The sequence below is a fragment of the Thalassospiraceae bacterium LMO-SO8 genome (assembly GCA_031655335.1).
Lineage (GTDB): Bacteria > Pseudomonadota > Alphaproteobacteria > Rhodospirillales > Casp-alpha2 > UBA1479.
The window spans coordinates 3,203,533-3,220,343 of record CP134226.1 but is presented as its reverse complement, the minus strand read 5'-3'; the positions used below and the strand labels follow the sequence as shown (position 1 = coordinate 3,220,343).

Annotated in this window: 19 protein-coding genes; 5 read left to right on the top strand and 14 right to left on the bottom strand. The window is 65.5% G+C overall.

Annotated features, from left to right (window positions below; genetic code table 11):
• Positions 1-66 precede the first annotated feature (66 nt).
• Complete coding sequence (trmFO, locus tag RJ527_15465) at positions 67-1,446, top strand: methylenetetrahydrofolate--tRNA-(uracil(54)-C(5))-methyltransferase (FADH(2)-oxidizing) TrmFO (GenBank protein ID WND75422.1); 1,380 nt, start codon at positions 67-69, stop codon at positions 1,444-1,446.
• Here trmFO and RJ527_15460 read toward each other — a convergent pair.
• Both RJ527_15460 and RJ527_15455 read right to left on the bottom strand, forming a co-directional pair.
• Positions 1,418-2,941, bottom strand: coding sequence for a tetratricopeptide repeat protein (locus RJ527_15460; protein ID WND75421.1), 1,524 nt, complete (start codon positions 2,939-2,941; stop codon positions 1,418-1,420). The genes trmFO and RJ527_15460 overlap by 29 nt on opposite strands.
• Before the next feature lie 28 nt (positions 2,942-2,969).
• Entirely contained in the window at positions 2,970-3,851 is an 882-nt protein-coding gene (locus RJ527_15455) for a phytoene/squalene synthase family protein (protein ID WND75420.1), read from the bottom strand.
• A 226-nt stretch (positions 3,852-4,077) separates the two neighbouring features.
• Between RJ527_15455 and RJ527_15450 the strand changes: the two genes are divergently transcribed.
• Together RJ527_15450 and RJ527_15445 are read left to right on the top strand one after the other, a co-directional pair.
• On the top strand, positions 4,078-4,683 hold the full coding sequence (locus tag RJ527_15450) for a urate hydroxylase PuuD (GenBank protein WND75419.1): 606 nt from the start codon (positions 4,078-4,080) through the stop codon (positions 4,681-4,683).
• A gap of 135 nt (positions 4,684-4,818) precedes the next feature.
• Complete coding sequence (locus RJ527_15445; protein WND75418.1) at positions 4,819-5,205, top strand: hypothetical protein; 387 nt, start codon at positions 4,819-4,821, stop codon at positions 5,203-5,205.
• A 145-nt stretch (positions 5,206-5,350) separates the two neighbouring features.
• Here the strand turns inward: RJ527_15445 and RJ527_15440 are convergent, their stop codons facing one another.
• The 5 genes from RJ527_15440 to yajC form a co-directional block, all read right to left on the bottom strand.
• On the bottom strand, positions 5,351-5,959 hold the full coding sequence (locus RJ527_15440) for a hypothetical protein (GenBank protein ID WND75417.1): 609 nt from the start codon (positions 5,957-5,959) through the stop codon (positions 5,351-5,353).
• Between the two features lie 217 nt (positions 5,960-6,176).
• The gene (locus RJ527_15435; GenBank protein WND75416.1) at positions 6,177-6,575 is read right to left on the bottom strand and encodes an Mth938-like domain-containing protein; all 399 of its coding nucleotides are present in this window, start codon (positions 6,573-6,575) and stop codon (positions 6,177-6,179) included.
• Between the two features lie 15 nt (positions 6,576-6,590).
• The gene (secF, locus tag RJ527_15430; GenBank protein ID WND75415.1) at positions 6,591-7,526 is read right to left on the bottom strand and encodes a protein translocase subunit SecF; all 936 of its coding nucleotides are present in this window, start codon (positions 7,524-7,526) and stop codon (positions 6,591-6,593) included.
• Positions 7,527-7,547: 21 nt separating this feature from the next.
• The gene (gene secD, locus RJ527_15425) at positions 7,548-9,131 is read right to left on the bottom strand and encodes a protein translocase subunit SecD (GenBank protein WND75414.1); all 1,584 of its coding nucleotides are present in this window, start codon (positions 9,129-9,131) and stop codon (positions 7,548-7,550) included.
• A gap of 57 nt (positions 9,132-9,188) precedes the next feature.
• Complete coding sequence (gene yajC, locus RJ527_15420; GenBank protein WND75413.1) at positions 9,189-9,620, bottom strand: preprotein translocase subunit YajC; 432 nt, start codon at positions 9,618-9,620, stop codon at positions 9,189-9,191.
• 210 nt (positions 9,621-9,830) lie between these two features.
• Here yajC and RJ527_15415 point away from each other — a divergent pair, with 210 nt between their 5' ends.
• Both RJ527_15415 and RJ527_15410 read left to right on the top strand, forming a co-directional pair.
• Positions 9,831-10,688, top strand: a complete 858-nt coding sequence (locus tag RJ527_15415) for an ATP-binding protein (GenBank protein WND75412.1) — start codon at positions 9,831-9,833, stop codon at positions 10,686-10,688.
• 125 nt (positions 10,689-10,813) lie between these two features.
• Complete coding sequence (locus RJ527_15410; protein ID WND75411.1) at positions 10,814-11,005, top strand: hypothetical protein; 192 nt, start codon at positions 10,814-10,816, stop codon at positions 11,003-11,005.
• A 2-nt stretch (positions 11,006-11,007) separates the two neighbouring features.
• Here RJ527_15410 and RJ527_15405 read toward each other — a convergent pair whose 3' ends face one another.
• The 7 genes from RJ527_15405 to RJ527_15375 form a co-directional block, all read right to left on the bottom strand.
• Complete coding sequence (locus RJ527_15405) at positions 11,008-12,054, bottom strand: LysM peptidoglycan-binding domain-containing M23 family metallopeptidase (protein WND75410.1); 1,047 nt, start codon at positions 12,052-12,054, stop codon at positions 11,008-11,010.
• Positions 12,055-12,074: 20 nt separating this feature from the next.
• A complete protein-coding gene (locus RJ527_15400) occupies positions 12,075-12,749 on the bottom strand; it encodes a protein-L-isoaspartate(D-aspartate) O-methyltransferase (protein ID WND75409.1) in 675 nt (224 codons plus the stop codon).
• Positions 12,746-13,528 carry a 5'/3'-nucleotidase SurE gene (gene surE, locus RJ527_15395; protein ID WND75408.1) on the bottom strand — a complete coding sequence of 261 codons (783 nt, stop codon included), beginning with the start codon at positions 13,526-13,528 and terminating at the stop codon, positions 12,746-12,748. The genes RJ527_15400 and surE overlap by 4 nt, the downstream gene beginning before the upstream one ends.
• Complete coding sequence (serS, locus tag RJ527_15390) at positions 13,525-14,799, bottom strand: serine--tRNA ligase (protein WND75407.1); 1,275 nt, start codon at positions 14,797-14,799, stop codon at positions 13,525-13,527. The genes surE and serS overlap by 4 nt, the downstream gene beginning before the upstream one ends.
• A gap of 145 nt (positions 14,800-14,944) precedes the next feature.
• Positions 14,945-15,835, bottom strand: a complete 891-nt coding sequence (gene tatC, locus RJ527_15385; protein ID WND75406.1) for a twin-arginine translocase subunit TatC — start codon at positions 15,833-15,835, stop codon at positions 14,945-14,947.
• A gap of 8 nt (positions 15,836-15,843) precedes the next feature.
• Entirely contained in the window at positions 15,844-16,293 is a 450-nt protein-coding gene (gene tatB, locus RJ527_15380) for a Sec-independent protein translocase protein TatB (protein ID WND75405.1), read from the bottom strand.
• Positions 16,294-16,370: 77 nt separating this feature from the next.
• Entirely contained in the window at positions 16,371-16,616 is a 246-nt protein-coding gene (locus tag RJ527_15375; protein ID WND75404.1) for a twin-arginine translocase TatA/TatE family subunit, read from the bottom strand.
• Positions 16,617-16,811: the final 195 nt, after the last annotated feature.

Here is a 16,811-nt window from a genome sequence, read left to right as displayed (position 1 = left end):
CATGGCCGGTAACATTGGCACATCGCCAAGATTGCTCCTACCGCCTTTTACGTCTATCTAGGGGCCATGACGACATCCCCTGAAAATGGTGCTCCGGTCCATGTGATCGGCGGCGGTCTGGCCGGCTCGGAAGCCGCCTGGCAGCTTGCCCGCGCCGGCGTACCCGTGGTCCTGCACGAAATGCGCCCCACGCGCGCGACGGACGCCCACAAGACCCAGGACCTGGCCGAACTGGTCTGTTCCAACTCGTTCCGCTCCGACGATCACGAGACCAACGCCGTCGGCCTGTTGCACGAGGAAATGCGGCGGCTGGGCTCGCTGATCATCGAGATGGCGGACCGCCACCGCGTGCCGGCGGGGGCGGCCCTGGCCGTCGACCGCGACGGTTTCGCCGCCGCCGTGACCGCCGCCCTCGAGGCCGAACCCCTGGTCACGATCGAGCGCGGCGAGATCGACGGCCTGCCGCCCGAGGACTGGTCGAGCGTCATCATCGCCACCGGCCCCCTCACCTCGCCCGGGTTGTCGCAGGCGATCTGCGACCTGACGGGCCAGGACCAGTTGGCCTTCTTCGACGCCATCGCGCCCATCGTGCACAAGGAGTCGATCGACTTCGACATCGCCTGGTTCCAGAGCCGCTACGATAAGGGCGACGGCAAGGACTACATCAACCTGCCAATGACCCACGACCAGTACGACGCCTTCATCGAGGCCCTGCTGGCCGCCGACAAACACCAGTTCAAGGACTGGGAAAAGGACACGCCCTATTTCGAGGGCTGCCTGCCCATCGAGGTGATGGCCGAACGGGGGCCCAAGACCCTGTCCTTCGGGCCCATGAAACCCGTCGGCCTGACCAACCCGAACGCCCCCGACACCCGCCTAGCCGCCGTGGTCCAACTGCGCCAGGACAACGCACTGGGCACGCTTTACAACATGGTCGGGTTCCAGACCAAGCTGACTTACGGCGAGCAGATCCGCGTGTTCCGCACCATCCCAGGGCTGGAAAACGCCGAGTTCGCGCGTTTGGGCGGCATTCACCGCAACACCTTCATCAACTCACCCCGGCTGCTGGATCCGGCGCTCCGCCTGAAGACGCAGCCGCGCCTGCGCTTCGCCGGGCAGATCACGGGTTGCGAGGGTTACGTGGAAAGCGCCGGCATCGGCCTGTTGGCCGGGCGCTTTGCCGCCGCCGACCACCGGGGCGCGGCCCCCGCCCTGCCTCCGGCCACGACCTCCATCGGCGCGCTGTTGAACCACATCACCGTCGGCGCCGAGGCCGATACCTTCCAGCCGATGAACGCCAATTTCGGCCTGTTCCCGCCGCTGGACACCGACGATCTGCCGAAAAAGCAACGCCCACGCGGCCGCGACCGCAAGATCAAGCTGTCCGAACGGGCGCTCGCCGACCTGGACGCCTGGATCACCGGCGCCAGGGCAGCAGCCGAGTAAGCCCTCGGGTCTTTTTCCGCGCTTTCGGCTCAAATCCCGCCAAATTCGACGCCACCCGCGCCATGACGCCCGGCCAATCGCCGAAGGCGTCCTGACGGTAAAGCCGCATGGTCGGGTACCAGGGGCTATCGTCGCGGCCCAGCATCCAGCGCCAGTCAGGTACCTTGGGCAGCATCACCCAGACCGGCTTCGCCAGCGCCCCCGCCAGATGGGCGACGGAGGTATCGGCCGAAACCACCAGATCGAGACAGGCGATGGCCGCCGCCGTGTCGGCGAAGTCGTTCAGCATCGAGGCGAGATCGACCGTTCCTTCCGGCAATCGGCGGAAGGGTTCCGGTGTATCGTCCCGGGCCTTCTGCAAGCTGTAGAGGGTCACGCCCGGCACCCGGGCCAACACCTCGAACAGGGCCGGATCGATGGCGCGTTTCCAGTCACCGCCGTTGGTCGGGCTGCCGGTCCAGGCAATACCGACGCGCAATCTTCCGCCGCCCTCGATCCGCGGGCGCAGGCGCGCGATGTCGTCCTCCGCCGCGCGCAGGTAGGGCACGTCGCGGGGCAAGGCATCCAGGTCCGCCCCCAGCAACCGCATCGCGGACATGGCCGGAACGTACAGGTCGAACGAGTCCCGGGAAATCTTCTCGCCGCAGACCTCGGGCGCGCCGGGAAGGGTTTCCATCAGGCGTCGGATCTCCGGCTTGCAGGGCATGACCACGCGGGCACAGCGCGCCGCGATCAGCGGCACATAGCGCGCGAACTGGATGGCATCGCCGAACCCCTGCTCGCCATACAACAGGATCCGCTTGTCCGGCTGGGGCGTGCCGTCCCAATAAGGTTGCCCCACCTCGGGCAGCGCGATCTGCCCGCTGCGCCAGCGCCACTCGTAATCCTCGATCCCGGCGGCAGGACCGTCCAGGGTCATGCGGATCATGCCTTGGGACATTCTGGTGTCGGCATACTGTGCCCCGCCCTCGTCCAACTTCGACAGTTGCGCCCCGTAGGCGGCGTCGGCCTCTGCCAAGCGTCCGGCTTCCCACAGAGTCTTGGCGCGGGCCAGAGCCGCCCCAGGCGCCGCCGAGCTCAAGGCGACGGCCCGATCGTGAGCATCAAGGGCCATCTCAAAATTGCCGAGCCTGCGTGCCACCACCGCCAGGGAGTTCCAGGCCCGGGCATCGTCCGGCCTGGCCTGGGTCAGGGTCCGCGCCGCATCGGCCGCCCCGGCCCAGTTCCGGGCGCGATAGGCCGCGGCATAGGCAGCGGACAGATCGTCGGCGGCGGCACCGGGCGGAGGGGGCGATTTGATGTCGAACACCCGGCCCGGTTTGGCCGGCTGCGGGCGGATACGGGCGAGAGCGGCCCGAACGGACGCGTCGCCGGGGGCCAGGGCCAGCGCGTCCTCAAGATGGCGGACCGCGTCCGCCGTCAGGCCGCACTCCAGATAGAACTGCGCGCGCTCCAGAACCCGCCGAACTTCTTCCGCCTGGCTGTCGTCGTTCATGCCACTGCCCCGGCCTTGATGCCGCGCCCTAGAATTTCCCGCCGAGACGAGCCATCAGCAGGACCAGGGGACGCAATCCATCCACCCGCATGACCGACCCCGCGAACGGGTCGAACCCGGCCTGCGTCAGGCGCTTCAGGTCGCGGGCCGCCAGGCGTGCCGGCAACAGCGCCGGCAGGGCCCGGCGCGGCACCCGATGACGGCGCGCGGACGTCAGCGCCTCCCCGGCCCGTGCCGCGATGCGGGCCACGACCGAGGCAAGCGCCGCTTCCTGCCCTGTGGGCCCACGGTCACGCAGACGGTCCAAATCCAGCCCCGCCGCGCGGCACATGTCGCCCGGCAGACGCACCATCCCGGCCCGCAGGTGAAAGGGCACGGCGCGCAGAATGCCGATCAGGGCCTGAGCCATGGCGACGTCCGCCGCGGCAGCGGCGGCGGGGCCGCTGTCCTGCCCCAACACGCGCAGGGCGAGCGAGACCACGGGGGCGGCCGTGCGCCGGGCATGGTCCTCAAGGGCCGCGAGGCTTTCCGGCGGCACGCCCGCAAGATCATCCTCACGGGCGGCGATCAGGTCCTCCAACACCTTCCGAGGCACGGCGAACCGGGCGACGGCCCAAGCCAGCGGCTCGGCCACGGGATGTTTGGGCGGTGTGCCCGCGTAAATGTCGTCCAGGCGGTCGCGCCACCATTGCAGGCGCATGCGGCCGATCAACTCCTCCGACACGGTTTCCCGCACACGGGCGATTTCCAGGTTGAAACCGTAGAGCGCGATCAGGCCTTCGCGGGCTTCCGGCGGCGCCAAAAGAGCCGTCAAATAGCGGTCGCGGTCGTCGCGGCGCAGGTCCGCCATGACCGGCGCCAGGGCCTCCGGCGTCGGAATCCGGGTCGATGATTCGGCGTTATTTGCCATGATGGACGTGAATTTCCCCCGTTTCCGGGCGTTGTAGGATGGGCCGCGCAAGGCGCGGTGTGCCTTGATATATGCCTCTAATCGGAATTGAGGACGAGGAATATCGTTGATGCAGCCCTGTCAGGCCTTATATTCCGAGACATGCGGGCGGGTTTATTGGGGCTTTCAGCCCGACCGCCGGGTTTTTGGGGTTAATAGACAAACAAGTCGAAGGAGGGATCGGGCAATGGCCGCAATCCTGTCAAACTTACGAAACACGGTGATCGCCGGTTTCATTCTCACCATTCTCATGGTTCTCGCCGTCGCCGGCATCACCGGCGAAGGACAGCCCGGCGGACACGCCTGGGCCGCCTTCCTGGTCCGCTGGCTGCATGTGCTGTCCGGCGTGATGTGGATCGGCCTTCTGTGGTATTTCAACTTCGTCCAGATTCCGAACATGGGCAAAATTCCGGACGAACAGAAACCGGCCATCGGCAAGGTCATCGCGCCGGCCGCCCTGTTCTGGTTCCGCTGGGGCGCCATGGCGACCATCGTCACCGGCCTGATCTTGGCCGGCATGAACGGCTATCTGGTCGATGCCATGACCCTGGGCCTGCAAAGCGGCGTCGCCAAGTCGACCGCCATCGGCATCGGCATGTGGTTCGGCATCATCATGTGGTTCAACGTGTGGTTCGTGATCTGGCCGAACCAGAAAAAGGCTCTGGGCATCGTCGAGGCGACGCCGGAAGCCAAGGCGGCCGCCGCGCGCACGGCCATGCTGTTCTCGCGCACCAACACGCTGCTCTCGATCCCCATGCTCTATGCCATGGTGTCGGCGCAGAACGTGTTCTAACAGAAGCCGAATTTCCGACAAGAACGGGGCGCCCCAAAGGCGCCCCGTTTTTCGTTTCAAGTCATTTTCTTGGTGGCTGCCAATGCATGCATGCATAATATTGCATGAGCCTATTGAGCAGGATCGAGCCGCACCATGCCGTTTGAATTCAAGGAATACGACAGGGGTATCTTCGTCCGCTATTTCGGCTTTGTCCCACCTTCCGACTTTTTTGAATCACGGGTCACCATCAGAGCCCTGCCCAACCACGACAAATTCGAATACGCCCTGTGCGATTTTTCCGACATGGATGCTGACTGTATCTGGTCGATGACCCGGGAAATGGCCGATTCAGTCGGCGAACGGGATGCGGACGTGCCAAGCAATCAGGACGGATTCCGCAAGATGGCGATGGTCGCGCAGAACCAAAAGATCCTCGATCTGCTTGAGTATTACGTTGAGCATTATCAAAGCGCCCCGAACGCGGAGTATCGTCTGTTCCGCTCGGTCCAGCAGGCTTGGGCCTGGATTGGCGATCCTTGAAGCGTTCTCCTGCCCTTCCGCGCGAGAAGGGTGGCCCGATTCATTATCCAACCGGCACGATGCAGAAGCTGACGGACGATAGGCGCGCGAAATCGGGCCGTGCCTCCGGCACGGACCGCGAAAGCCAAACAGCAAAGGCCGCCGTTTAGGTTGTCAGATTGGTGCCGCCGAAGGCGCCCAGCGTATAGGACGCCGTCTGCACGCCCGCCGTGCGGTGACGACCGATGGAATCGGCGATGTCGTCGAACACCAGGGCGATGAATTCCTTGCGGCCTTCGCGCAGTTCGTCGGCGGAAAACGCGGGGATATCCCGCCCCTCGCCGAGAATTGCGTTCAACGCCGCCGTCACCGCGGGATCTTCGACCACCTCTTCGTCCGGCACCTCGTCCGCCACGCCCTCAAGCTGGGTACGGGCATCGGCAAGCGATGCCTCTGCCTCGGCCAGGGTCGCATCCAGGGTCTTCAGACCTTCCGTATCACCGGCGGCGGTCAGCTCGCTCTTGCGGGCCGCCAACACGCGGTCAAGGAAGGGAGCCGCGACCTTGAAGTCGGACAGCAGGGCTTCGAGCGCGGCGCCGGAGGCCGGAGGATTGTCCTCGGCCTCGGAGAATGCCTTGCTCAGGCTGGCGAACACCGTCTTGAGCGCCTCCGCCGCCGAAACCTCCTTTGTCTGCCCACCGGAAATCGCGCTGGGCAGGTTGAAGGTCGCGGGCGCACCCTTGGCTTCGCCGGCTTTGGTATCGCCGCCGGTCACAGCCGGTTTATCGGTGCTTTTCGAGGGAGGAACAGGACGGTTTACGAGCTGGGAGGTCACCCCCCCCACTTTGGTTACGTCTGTCATTTTCTTTGCACGGCTCCGTAAAGGAGCGGTCCTTCTGGATCGTTTTCCCATTCTGGGAGTCGGAATATCCTTCTGGAAGGCCGTTAGTATACAGAAACCGGGATATAAAGAAAAGCCGTCCCGATGCGTGTCAGTCGACGGCCAAAATGGCCGCCGCGGCGCGGCGGTCCTCGCCCAGAAGGACGTTGAAGGTACGGCAGGCCGCCCCCGTATCCATCCATTCCACGGCGATGCCGCGCGCGCGCAGATCCTGACGCAGGCCCTTGGGCGGCGCCACAAACGCCGCGCCGCAGCCGATGATGAGAATTTCCGCATGGGGCTCGGACGCCCCCGGTCCGGTCATGGCCAGATGCAGGGCGTCGGCGTCCAGGTCGGCGACGGTACTGGCGGCCCAGGCCACGCAGCGGTCGGGCCAGATCAGGATCGAGGTCTCGAAGGCCTCGCCGGCGACGCGGAACCGCCCGTCCCCGTAGGCCTGGATGATCTTCCGGCCGGCGGGAACCAGGGGCGTGACGTCAAGTCCGGGCATTGCGCTGGTCTTCGCTTACGGCGTTTCCGCCGCCTCCTTGGCGTCGCCGGTGCCGCGGGCGCGGGCGGCCACGTTGGTATAGAGCAGCAGCGGCGAAGCGACACAGATCGACGAATAGGTACCGACCATGATACCGAAAATCATCGCGAAGGAGAAATCGCGGATCACCTCCCCGCCCAGGAAGAACAACGCCAGCAGCGCCACCAGGGTGGTCAGGGACGTCATCAAGGTGCGGGACAGGGTCGCGTTGATCGAGTCGTTCAAAAGATCCGGCACCGGCTTGGTCTTGTACTTGCGCAGGTCCTCGCGGATGCGGTCGAACACGACCACCGTGTCGTTGATGGAATACCCGGCGATGGTCAGCACGGCGGCCACCGTTGACAGGTTGAATTCAAGACCCAGCAGGGAAAACATGCCGAGAGTCAGGAACACGTCATGGGTCAACGCCATGACGGCGCCCAGGCCGAACTGCCATTCAAAGCGCAGCCAGATGTAGATCAGCATGGCGACGATCGCCGCGACCACGGCCAGAACGCCGTCAATCAGCAGTTCCGACGAAACCTTGGGCCCAACGAATTCCACGCGGCGGTAATCGACACCGGCCCCAAGCGCGTCTTTCACGGCGGCCACGGCGGCCTGTTGCGCCGTCGCGTCGCCGTCCTGCGCGCCGATGCGGATCAACACGTCGGCGGGGTTGCCGAATTCCTGCAGGCTGACCTCGCCCAGACCGAGCGCACCCAATTGTCCGCGCATCTGGCTCAGATTGGCGGCCTGCGGCATGCGCACCTCGATCAGGATGCCGCCCTGGAAATCGATGCCGAACGACATGCCCTTGACGAACACCAAGGCCAGCGACGCCACGACGGCCAGGGCCGACATCGTCAGGAACACCTTGCGGAACGACATGAAGGAAATGTTGATGTCGTCGGGGACAAGTTTGAGCAGACGCATGATCTTTATCCTACCCGGCGCCTAGACCGGTAATTCCTGCGGCCGCGTGCGGCGCAGCCAGACGACGACCATCAGGCGGGTGACCATGATCGCGGTGAACATGGAGGTCGCGATGCCGACGGCGAGCGTCACGGCAAACCCCCGCACCGGCCCGGATCCGAAGGCATACAGCAGCACGGCGGCGATCAGCGTGGTTACGTTGGCATCGATGATGGTGGTCAGCGCCCGGCTGTAGCCGGCGTCGATGGCGCTGATCGGTGTGCGCCCGGCGCGGACTTCCTCGCGGATGCGTTCGAATATCAGCACGTTGGCGTCGACCGCCATGCCGACGGTCAGCACGATCCCGGCGATCCCGGGCAGCGTCAGCGTCGCCTGGATCACCGACAGCACCGCCAAAATCAGCAACAGGTTGAAGATCAGCGCCACGTTGGCCATCACCCCGAACTTGCCGTAGGCGATGACCATGAACACGATCACCGCGATCAGGCCGACGATACAGGCGGTTTCCCCGGCGGCGATGCTGTCCGCGCCCAGGCTGGCGCCGACGGTGCGTTCCTCAAGGATCGAAATCGGCGCCGGCAGGGCGCCCGCGCGCAACAGAAGGGCAAGATCCTGCGCCGACTGCACGGTGAACGAGCCGGAAATCTGGCCGCTGCCGGTGATGATCGGTTCGCGGATCACCGGCGCGCTGATGACCTTGTTGTCCAACACGATGGCGAAGGGGCGGCCCACGTTCTTGGTCGTCACGTCGCCGAACTTCTTGGCCCCGCGCGCGTTGAGGCGGAAGCCGACGACCGGCTGGTTGGTACGCTGTTCGAAGCTCTGATGGGCGTCGACCAAGTCCTCGCCCGACACCAGCACCCGGCGTTTGACCAGATAGGCGTCCTGGCGGCCGACGGCGCGGTCTTCCTCGGTCGCCTCCAGCAGCACGCTGCCCGGCGGCACGCGGCCGCGCTCGCGAGCCTCGGCCACGGAATTTTCCATGTCGACCAACTGGAACGTCAGCTTGGCCGTCTTGCCGATGATCGCCTTCAGGCGTTCCGGGTCTTTCAGGCCCGGCACCTGGACCAGCACCCGGTTATCGCCCTGGCGCTGAATGGTCGGCTCGCGCGTGCCCGTCTCGTCGATACGGCGGCGCAGGATTTCCACGGACTGCTGCAAGGCGGACGAGCGCCGCTCCAACAAGGTCTGTTCCAGGGGCGTGATGGTGATTCTGTCTCCGTCGACGCTGACCTGGGCCCCCGGCTCGATCGGCTTCAGAAGGTTGCGGGCCTTCTCGACCTCATCCGCCTTGGCGATGGTGACGACCACCGTATTGCCGTCGACGCCCAGGGCGCGGGCGCGGATGCGCGCGGTGCGCAACTCGGCGCGGGCACTTTCGGCGATGCCTTCCAGGTACTGCTTGACGACCTCGTCGACCTCGACCTCAAGCAGCAGGTGCGAGCCGCCCTGTAGGTCCAGGCCCAGGTTGACCTGCTGGCTCGGCAACCCGCCGGGCAGCGATTCGGTCATCGATTTGGGCAGGAAGTTGGGCAAGGAATAGGCCACGCCCAGCAGGCAGACCACCAGGACCAACGCAACCTTCCACTTGGGGAAATAGACCATGGGTGCTTAAACCGGACGTGTCAGAAAGGGGACGAAACGAAGGACAGGGGCAAGGGATCAGCCGTCCTTCTTGCCGCCGCCCAGCAGGCCGCGCAGACCGCCCGGCTTCTTCTTGGCGGCGCCTTCGTCGTTGGCGGCGTCGCCTTTGTCGGCGGTCTTGCCGGAATCGGCCTGAGGCTCGGACTTGCTTTCGACCGAGGCCAGGGTGCTCTTGCGCACCTTGACCTTGATGCCCTCGGCGATCTCGACGACCACCTCGTCGCCTTCGTTGACCTTGGTCACCGTGCCCACGATGCCGCCGCCCGTGACGACCTTGTCGCCGCGCCGGACTGCTTCGAGCATGAGCTTATGTTCCTTCATCTTCTTCTGCTGCGGACGAATCAGCAGGAAGTAAAAGATCACGAAGATCAGGATCAGGGGCAGGAACGCCTCAATGCCGCCACCACCACCGCCACCGGCGGCCTGGGCATACGCGGGCGAAATCAACATGTTTATCTCCTCATTCCCCCCGCATTTACCGTCGGGGGCGGTTCTTAAATACCCGGAAACCGATCGTTTTATTTGGGTGCGCGGGACTATAACCGCAAGACCGCGCGATGCAAACGCAAACCGGCGAATTTTTGCCCGGCGCCGCCCCCGCGCCATAGATGGCACGCAGACGATTGACGCCTTGCGCTCTCCGGCCTAATTTCCGCCGCCATGACCGATATCGATATGTACAAGGTCCTCGACCGCATCGCCGATGCGCTGGACCGTCTCGCCCCGCCGCCCGTCCCCGAAAACGACATGTCCGTCGCCGACGCTTTCGTCTGGCACGCCGACACTTCCTGGCTGGAGCCCGTGCCCAAGGTCAACCGGGTCGAAATGGGCCTGTTGCGCGGCATCGACATGCAAGTCGAACAGCTGATGAACAACACCCAGCGCTTCGCCAAGGGCCTGCCCGCCAACAACGCCCTGCTGTGGGGGGCCCGCGGCACGGGGAAAAGCTCTCTGGTCAAGGCCCTGCACGCGGAAATCAACGCCGAGCAGCCCGGGTCCCTGGTGCTGGTGGAAATCCACCGCGAGGACATCCCCTCCCTGCCTGCCCTGCTGTCCGTGCTGCGCGCCGGCGGGCGGCGCTGCCTGGTGTTCTGCGACGACCTCAGCTTCGATACCGAGGACACGTCCTACAAATCGCTCAAGGCCGTGCTCGACGGCGGCATCGAGGGACGGCCCGAGAACGTGCTGTTCTACGCCACGTCAAACCGCCGCCACCTGATCTCGCGCGACATGATCGAAAACGAACGCTCCACCGCCATCAATCCCGGCGAGGCGGTCGAGGAAAAGGTGTCGCTGTCGGACCGCTTCGGTCTATGGCTCGGCTTCCACAACCTGGATCAGCAGACCTATTTCCAGATCGTCGAAGGTTATGCCAGGCGCTACGGCCTGGACGGCCCCGACATCGACCTGCGCCGCGAAGCCAACGAATGGTCGGTCACCCGGGGCTCGCGCTCGGGCCGCGTGGCTTGGCAGTACATCCAGAATTTGGCCGGACGCCTGGGCAAGAACCTGGAATAGCCGCGGCGTCACCGCCTCCGTGACATTCTTGCAACCACCTTGTCGTATTCAATGAATGCGGGAACTGGCCGAGCACACCGTTTGTGCTATGCTAAGTGGTTGCTAGGGAACGGGGAATACGTGTTATGGCGGCATCGTCAGATGACGGCGACTGGCGTACCAGCATCGCGGACCTGAAACAGATGGCCCACGATGTGGTGGACCTGCCGCCGTCCATCAAGCATATGATCGAGCAGGCCTGGCTGGCCGCCGAAAAAGGCCAGGAAGCCATGGCGCGCGAGCTTCTCGCCCAGGCCAAGCGCAAGATCGAATCCTGAAATCAGGTCGGCTTCGACGACAGGAACTGCTGCGGATTGACCGCGCGCTTGTTCTTGCGCAACTCGAAATGCAGTTGCGGCTCGCCGACCCCGCCGCTGTCGCCCACGGTCGCGATTTTCTGGCCCCGGCGGACGCGGTCGCCCTTGGTCACGGCCAGCTGGTCCGTATGGGCATAGGCCGAAATCCAGCCGCCGTCGTGCTTGATCAGGACCAGATTGCCGAACCCGCGCAGTTCGTTCCCGACATAGGCGACGACGCCGTTTTCCGTGGCCACCACGGGCGTGCCCCGGGGCGCCTTGATGTTGATGCCGTCATTGCGCAGGCCGCTTTGCTTGACCCCGAAGCGCGAAATCACCCGCCCCCCGGAGACGGGCCAGTAAAACCCGCTGCCGCTGCGCTTGGGCGGACCCGGTAGGACGCGGTTCGCCACGGCCGCCGACGCCTTGGGCCGGAGCGGCGGCGTCACCTGGGTGGATGACGGGGCAGCCGCCTGAGCGGCCGCCGGATCCGGCTCCGGACGACGCGGTGCCTTGACCGATTGCAGAGTGCCGGTCGGGATCAACAGGTCCTCGCCCACGCGGATCGTGTAGGGTGGGCGGATGCCGTTGATGCGCGCCAGTTCGTTGGGCTCCACATCGTACTTCTGGGCGATGGCATAGACCGTTTCCCCGGCGGAAACGGTGTGCTGACGCCCGCGCGGCAGGACCAGGCGCTGGTTGACGTGCAGAATGAAGGGCGGCTCCAGGCCGTTGGCTTCGATCAGGGGGCGCAGGCCGACCCGATGGCGGCGTGAAATGGCATAAAGCGTATCGCCCGGGCCGACCCGCACGGCCGAAGCGCCGACGAAGGTCAGGTCCCCGCCGTCGCGGCGCCGGGCCTCCACGCCTTCGACGGCGCGCACGGGGGCTTGAACCTGGGTTTGCGCACGCGGGACCGCCCCCACCGCCTCACCGCGCGGCGGCCATTCGGCGGCGCCGCAGGCGGCCAGCATCCACAGCAGCACCGCCGCCGTCCCCGCCCGTCCGATACCGCGCCAATTCCCGGCCATTTGTGTCCTCATGCCCGCTGTTACGCCGGTGCGGCGACGCCCGCCACCAGGGGCACGAAGCGGACCTCGCCCATGTCCTCGATCTCCAGGCCGAGCGGGCCCTTGTCGACCCGGTACAGGCGCTGTTCGCCGTCGCCGGACTGGCTGCCGACCGGCACGATCATGATCCCGCCCTCGGCCAGTTGCGATAGCAGCACGGGCGGAATGTCCTCGGCGGCGGCGGTGACGATGATCCGTTCGAACGGCGCCTGTTCGGGCCAGCCGAGCGAGCCGTCGCCCAGATGCGTGGTGATGTTGGTCAGGCCGAAGTGGCGGAACCGCCGTTCGGCCTCGTCCTTGAGGCCCTTGTGGCGCTCGATGGTGTAAAGCCGGCGGCACAGCAGCGACAGCACCACCGACTGGTAGCCGCAGCCGGTGCCGATCTCCAGCACCTTGGTGCGGTCCGTGACCTCCAACGCCTCGGTCATGCGCGCCACCACCCAGGGCTGGCTGATGGTTTGCTGATGGCCGATGGGCAGGGCCAGGTTGCGGTAGGCCCGGTCCTGAAAGGCCTCGGTCACGAACTGTTCGCGCGGCACCCTGCCGATGGCTTCCAGCACCCGTTCGTCGGCGACGCCCAGGCGACGCAGGCTTTCCAGCAGTTCCTCGCGCTCCGCCGCCAAGGCCTCTTCCAGCGCGGGGCGGAGCCGGTTCACGGGAACACCTCGCGCAGGCGGTCAAGCTCCCGCCCCGCCGTCAGGTCGAGGCTCAGGGGCGTGATGGAAATCACCTTGCGCCGGCAGGCGTCCAGGTCCGTGCCCTCCTGGAACTTTTCCTCGTCGCGCTGCACGCCGACCCAGTAATAGGCGTCACCCCGGGGGTCGCGGCCCTGCTGGATTTCGCCGCCGATCTTGCGCCGGCCCTGGCGCGTGACCTCCATGCCAATGACGTCGCCGGGCGGGCAGTCGGGAATGTTCACGTTCAGCAGGATCGCCGGATCGAAGTCGTAACCAACGAGACGTTCCAGAATCTTCGGCATCCAGAATTCCGAGGTTTCCCAGATCACGTTGCGGTTGTCGTCGTATTCCTGGGAAAAGGCGACGGAGGGTATGCCCAAGAGCGCCCCTTCCATGGCCGCCGCGACGGTGCCCGAATAATGCACGTCCTCGCCCAGGTTGCCGCCCCGGTTGACCCCGGACATGACGATATCGGGGCGCAGGTCCTTCATGACCCTGTTCACCCCCAGAAGCACGCTGTCCGTCGGCGTGCCGTCCACGGCGAAGCGCCCGTCGGACACGTTGCGGATGCGCAACGGGCGGCGCAGGGTCAGGGAATGGCTGGTCGCCGATTGTTCCGTTTCTGGGGCGACGACCCAGACCTCGCGGGCCACGGCGCGCACGGCGGTTTCCAGAACCTTGATGCCCGGCGCATGGACGCCGTCGTCGTTGGATATGAGCACCCGGGCCTGGCTCAGATCGATGTGGCGGCGGGTCATGCTTTTCCGATGACCTCGAGCCCGCCCATGTAGGGCCGCAGGACATCCGGCACGGTGATTGATCCGTCCGCCTGCTGATAGTTTTCCAGCACGCCGATCAGGGCGCGGCCGACGGCGACGCCGGAGCCGTTCAGGGTGTGCACGAAGCGCGTCCCCTTCTCGCCCTTCACACGGCAGCGCGCCTTCATGCGCCGGGCCTGGAAATCGCCGCAGTTGGAGCAACTGGAGATTTCCCGGTATGCCCCCTGCCCCGGCAGCCAGATTTCGATGTCGTAGGTCTTGCGCGCCCCGAACCCCATGTCGCCCGTGGACAGCACCACGACGCGGTAAGGCAGGCCCAGCTTCTGCAACACCGCCTCGGCGCAGCCGGTCATGCGTTCCAGCTCGGCGTCGGAGGATTCGGGGGCCGAGATGGTCACCATCTCGACCTTCTTGAACTGGTGCTGGCGGATCATGCCGCGAGTGTCCTTGCCGGCGGCCCCGGCTTCGGAGCGGTAGCAGTCGGTCAGCGCCGCATAGCGGAAGGGCAGCCGGTCGTCGTCGACGATCTCGCCCGCCATCAGGTTGGTCAGGGGCACCTCGGCCGTCGGGATCAGCCAATAGCCGTTGTCCGTATGGAACAGGTCCTCGGCGAACTTGGGCAACTGGCCCGTGCCGTACATGGCGGCGTCGTTAACCAGGGTCGGGGGTGCCACCTCGGTCAGGCCGTGCTCGCCGACGTGCAGGTCGAGCATGAAATTGGCGATGGCGCGTTCCAGCCGCGCCAGGGGGCCGGACAACACGACGAAGCGCGAGCCGGACAGTTTGGCCGCGTTCTCGAAATCCATGAACCCAAGGCCCTCGCCCAGGTCGACATGGTCCCTCGGCATGAAGTCGAAGGTCCCGGGCACGCCCCACTTGCGGATTTCCACGTTGGCGGTTTCGTCGGCGCCGTCGGGCACGTCGGCCGCCGGCAGATTGGGGATGCCGGACAGGGCGTCATCCAACACCTGTTCCGCCTCCTTGGCCTCGGCCTCGGCGGCGGCCTGCGCGTCCTTGGACTGCGACACCTTGGCCAGAATCTCCGTGGCGTCCTCGCCCTTCGACTTGGCGATGCCGATCTGCTTGGACAGGGCGTTGCGTTCGGTCTGGATTTCCTGGGCCCGGGTTTCGGCGGTACGGCGCTTTTTGTCGAGCGCGATCAACCCCTCGGCGGCGGGCGGAAGGCCTCTGCGCGCGAGCCCCGCGTCGAAGGCGTCGGGGTTTTCACGGATCCATTTGATGTCGAACATCGCGGTCTCTTCGGGGTGTCGTTGGCGGGGCGGCGGCACGGGCTTGCGGGGCCGCGGCGCCGGGATCCTTTCGCGCACTTATAGGCGGGCGAACCGGCCCCGTCCAGGGGCGGCGGGGCGTTTATGCGCGGGGAAAGCCGAAGGGCTACGGACCGGGCTCGGGGGCCGTCTTGGCGGTCTGGTCCTGATCCTCGGCGTCGTCATCCGCGTCGTCCAGGTCGTCGTCCTCGACGTCCGGCTCGTCGCCCCGTTTCTTTTCGACCAGGCGCGCGCACCAGATGGAGATTTCGTAGAGCATGATGGTCGGCACGGCCAGACCGATCTGACTGATGACGTCGGGCGGTGTCAGGATCGCCGCCGCGACGAAGGCGATGACGATGGCGTACTTGCGCTTGGCCCGCAGGCCCTTGGAATTGACGATGCCGATGCGCGCCAGAAGCGTGATCACCACGGGCAGTTCGAAACAAATGCCGAAGGCGAAGATCAACTGCATGACCAGGGACAGGTACTGATCGACCTTGGCTTCCAGTTGGATCGGCAGGGAGCCGTCGATGCCCGCCGATTCGAAGCCCAGGAAGAACTTCCAGGCCATGGGGAAGATGAAATAGTAGACCAGAGCCCCGCCCATGAAGAACAGGATCGGCGTCGCCACCAGGAACGGCGCCAGGGTGCGCTTTTCGTGCTTGTACAGGCCCGGCGCGACAAAGCCCCAGAACTGCATGGCGATGAAGGGAAACCCCACGAACAGGGCGGCGAAGAACGAGACCTTCAGGTAGGTGAAGAAGGCTTCGTGCAGGGCCGTGTAGATCAACCGCCGCTGGCCGCCCGCATCGTGCATGACGTCGGCGAGCGGATGAACCAGGAAGGCGTAGATATGTTCGGAAAACCCATAGGCGATGAAGAACAGCACGATCAGCGCCGCGAAGCAGTAGATCAGGCGCGTGCGCAGTTCCAGCAGATGCTCAAGCAGCGGCATCTTGCTCTCGTCGGCGCCGATCCCATCCGGATCGAAGTTGTCGTGGGCTGTGTCGGCCATCGGGGCGCCTAGGTCTTGGCCGTGTCGGCGGCGGGTCCTGCCGCCGGCTCAGCGGTGGTGACCGGCTCGCTCGGCGGCGGTGGGGTGGTGGCCGTCACGGGTGCGTCCACGGCGGGCTGTGTCGCCTCGGCCGAGGTTGTCTTGGCCTCGGTCATGGTGTCGCGGACGGCGCCGTCAAGATCGGCAGCCTTTTCGATCTCGCCGTCCGGGTCAAGGTTTTCCTTGATCTCGCGGGTCACGTCGTAATGGGCGATCTTGTTGGCCTCGCGGCGGATGTCGTCCAGTTCGGCCTCGCGCGCGACCTCGTCCAGGCCCGCCTGGAACTCCCCGGCCATGGACCGCAGTTTGCGGATCGCGCGCATCACCGTGCGCACGGCGCGCGGCAGATCCTTTGGACCGATCACGACGATCGCCAGGATGGCGACAATGAACAGTTCCTGCCAGCCGATATCGAACATGGCGGCGCGGTACTCCGTTTGGCCTTTATGAATGAGCGGGCGGGTCCAAATTCAAAAGGACACGCTGCCCGCGTTGGTTAGCCGGCGGCCTTGTCTTTCTCCGTCGCGGCCGTCTGCGACGGCTTGTCGGCCGGTTCGCCGTCGATCGCCTTGCGTTCGGCCGTTCCGTCCGTGGCCTCGTCGTCCTCTTTCATGCTTTTCTTGAACGATTTCAGACCTTTACCGAAATCCCCCATGAGCCGCGAGATTTTGCCGCCGCCGCCGAAAAGAACGAGGACAACGACCAGGACAACCAGCCAATGCCAGATGCTGAATGTACCCATTTTCTGCTTTCTCTTGTGGTTTTTACGATGTGGGAAGCCGGATGATGGCAGATACGAAGTAGTGCCGCAATGCCCCCGGTCAGCCCCCCTGACGGGGATAGATGTAAGGGAATCGACCAGTCATGCAAGGCTTTTCGGCCCGCTTTCGCGAATAAGTCCGGCAGGCGGAAATCTTCGCCCGGCCCGCCGCCTATC

Bases quoted from the DNA above. Each gene is read 5' to 3' on its own strand.
- trmFO (WND75422.1), top strand. From the start codon at position 67: ATGACGACATCCCCTGAAAATGGTGCTCCGGTCCATGTGATCGGCGGC.
- RJ527_15460 (WND75421.1), bottom strand. From the start codon at position 2,941: ATGAACGACGACAGCCAGGCGGAAGAAGTTCGGCGGGTTCTGGAGCGC.
- RJ527_15455 (WND75420.1), bottom strand. From the start codon at position 3,851: ATGGCAAATAACGCCGAATCATCGACCCGGATTCCGACGCCGGAGGCC.
- RJ527_15450 (WND75419.1), top strand. From the start codon at position 4,078: ATGGCCGCAATCCTGTCAAACTTACGAAACACGGTGATCGCCGGTTTC.
- RJ527_15445 (WND75418.1), top strand. From the start codon at position 4,819: ATGCCGTTTGAATTCAAGGAATACGACAGGGGTATCTTCGTCCGCTAT.
- RJ527_15435 (WND75416.1), bottom strand. From the start codon at position 6,575: ATGCCCGGACTTGACGTCACGCCCCTGGTTCCCGCCGGCCGGAAGATC.
- secF (WND75415.1), bottom strand. From the start codon at position 7,526: ATGCGTCTGCTCAAACTTGTCCCCGACGACATCAACATTTCCTTCATG.
- secD (WND75414.1), bottom strand. From the start codon at position 9,131: ATGGTCTATTTCCCCAAGTGGAAGGTTGCGTTGGTCCTGGTGGTCTGC.
- yajC (WND75413.1), bottom strand. From the start codon at position 9,620: ATGTTGATTTCGCCCGCGTATGCCCAGGCCGCCGGTGGCGGTGGTGGT.
- RJ527_15415 (WND75412.1), top strand. From the start codon at position 9,831: ATGACCGATATCGATATGTACAAGGTCCTCGACCGCATCGCCGATGCG.
- RJ527_15410 (WND75411.1), top strand. From the start codon at position 10,814: ATGGCGGCATCGTCAGATGACGGCGACTGGCGTACCAGCATCGCGGAC.
- RJ527_15405 (WND75410.1), bottom strand. From the start codon at position 12,054: ATGGCCGGGAATTGGCGCGGTATCGGACGGGCGGGGACGGCGGCGGTG.
- surE (WND75408.1), bottom strand. From the start codon at position 13,528: ATGACCCGCCGCCACATCGATCTGAGCCAGGCCCGGGTGCTCATATCC.
- serS (WND75407.1), bottom strand. From the start codon at position 14,799: ATGTTCGACATCAAATGGATCCGTGAAAACCCCGACGCCTTCGACGCG.
- tatC (WND75406.1), bottom strand. From the start codon at position 15,835: ATGGCCGACACAGCCCACGACAACTTCGATCCGGATGGGATCGGCGCC.
- tatB (WND75405.1), bottom strand. From the start codon at position 16,293: ATGTTCGATATCGGCTGGCAGGAACTGTTCATTGTCGCCATCCTGGCG.
- RJ527_15375 (WND75404.1), bottom strand. From the start codon at position 16,616: ATGGGTACATTCAGCATCTGGCATTGGCTGGTTGTCCTGGTCGTTGTC.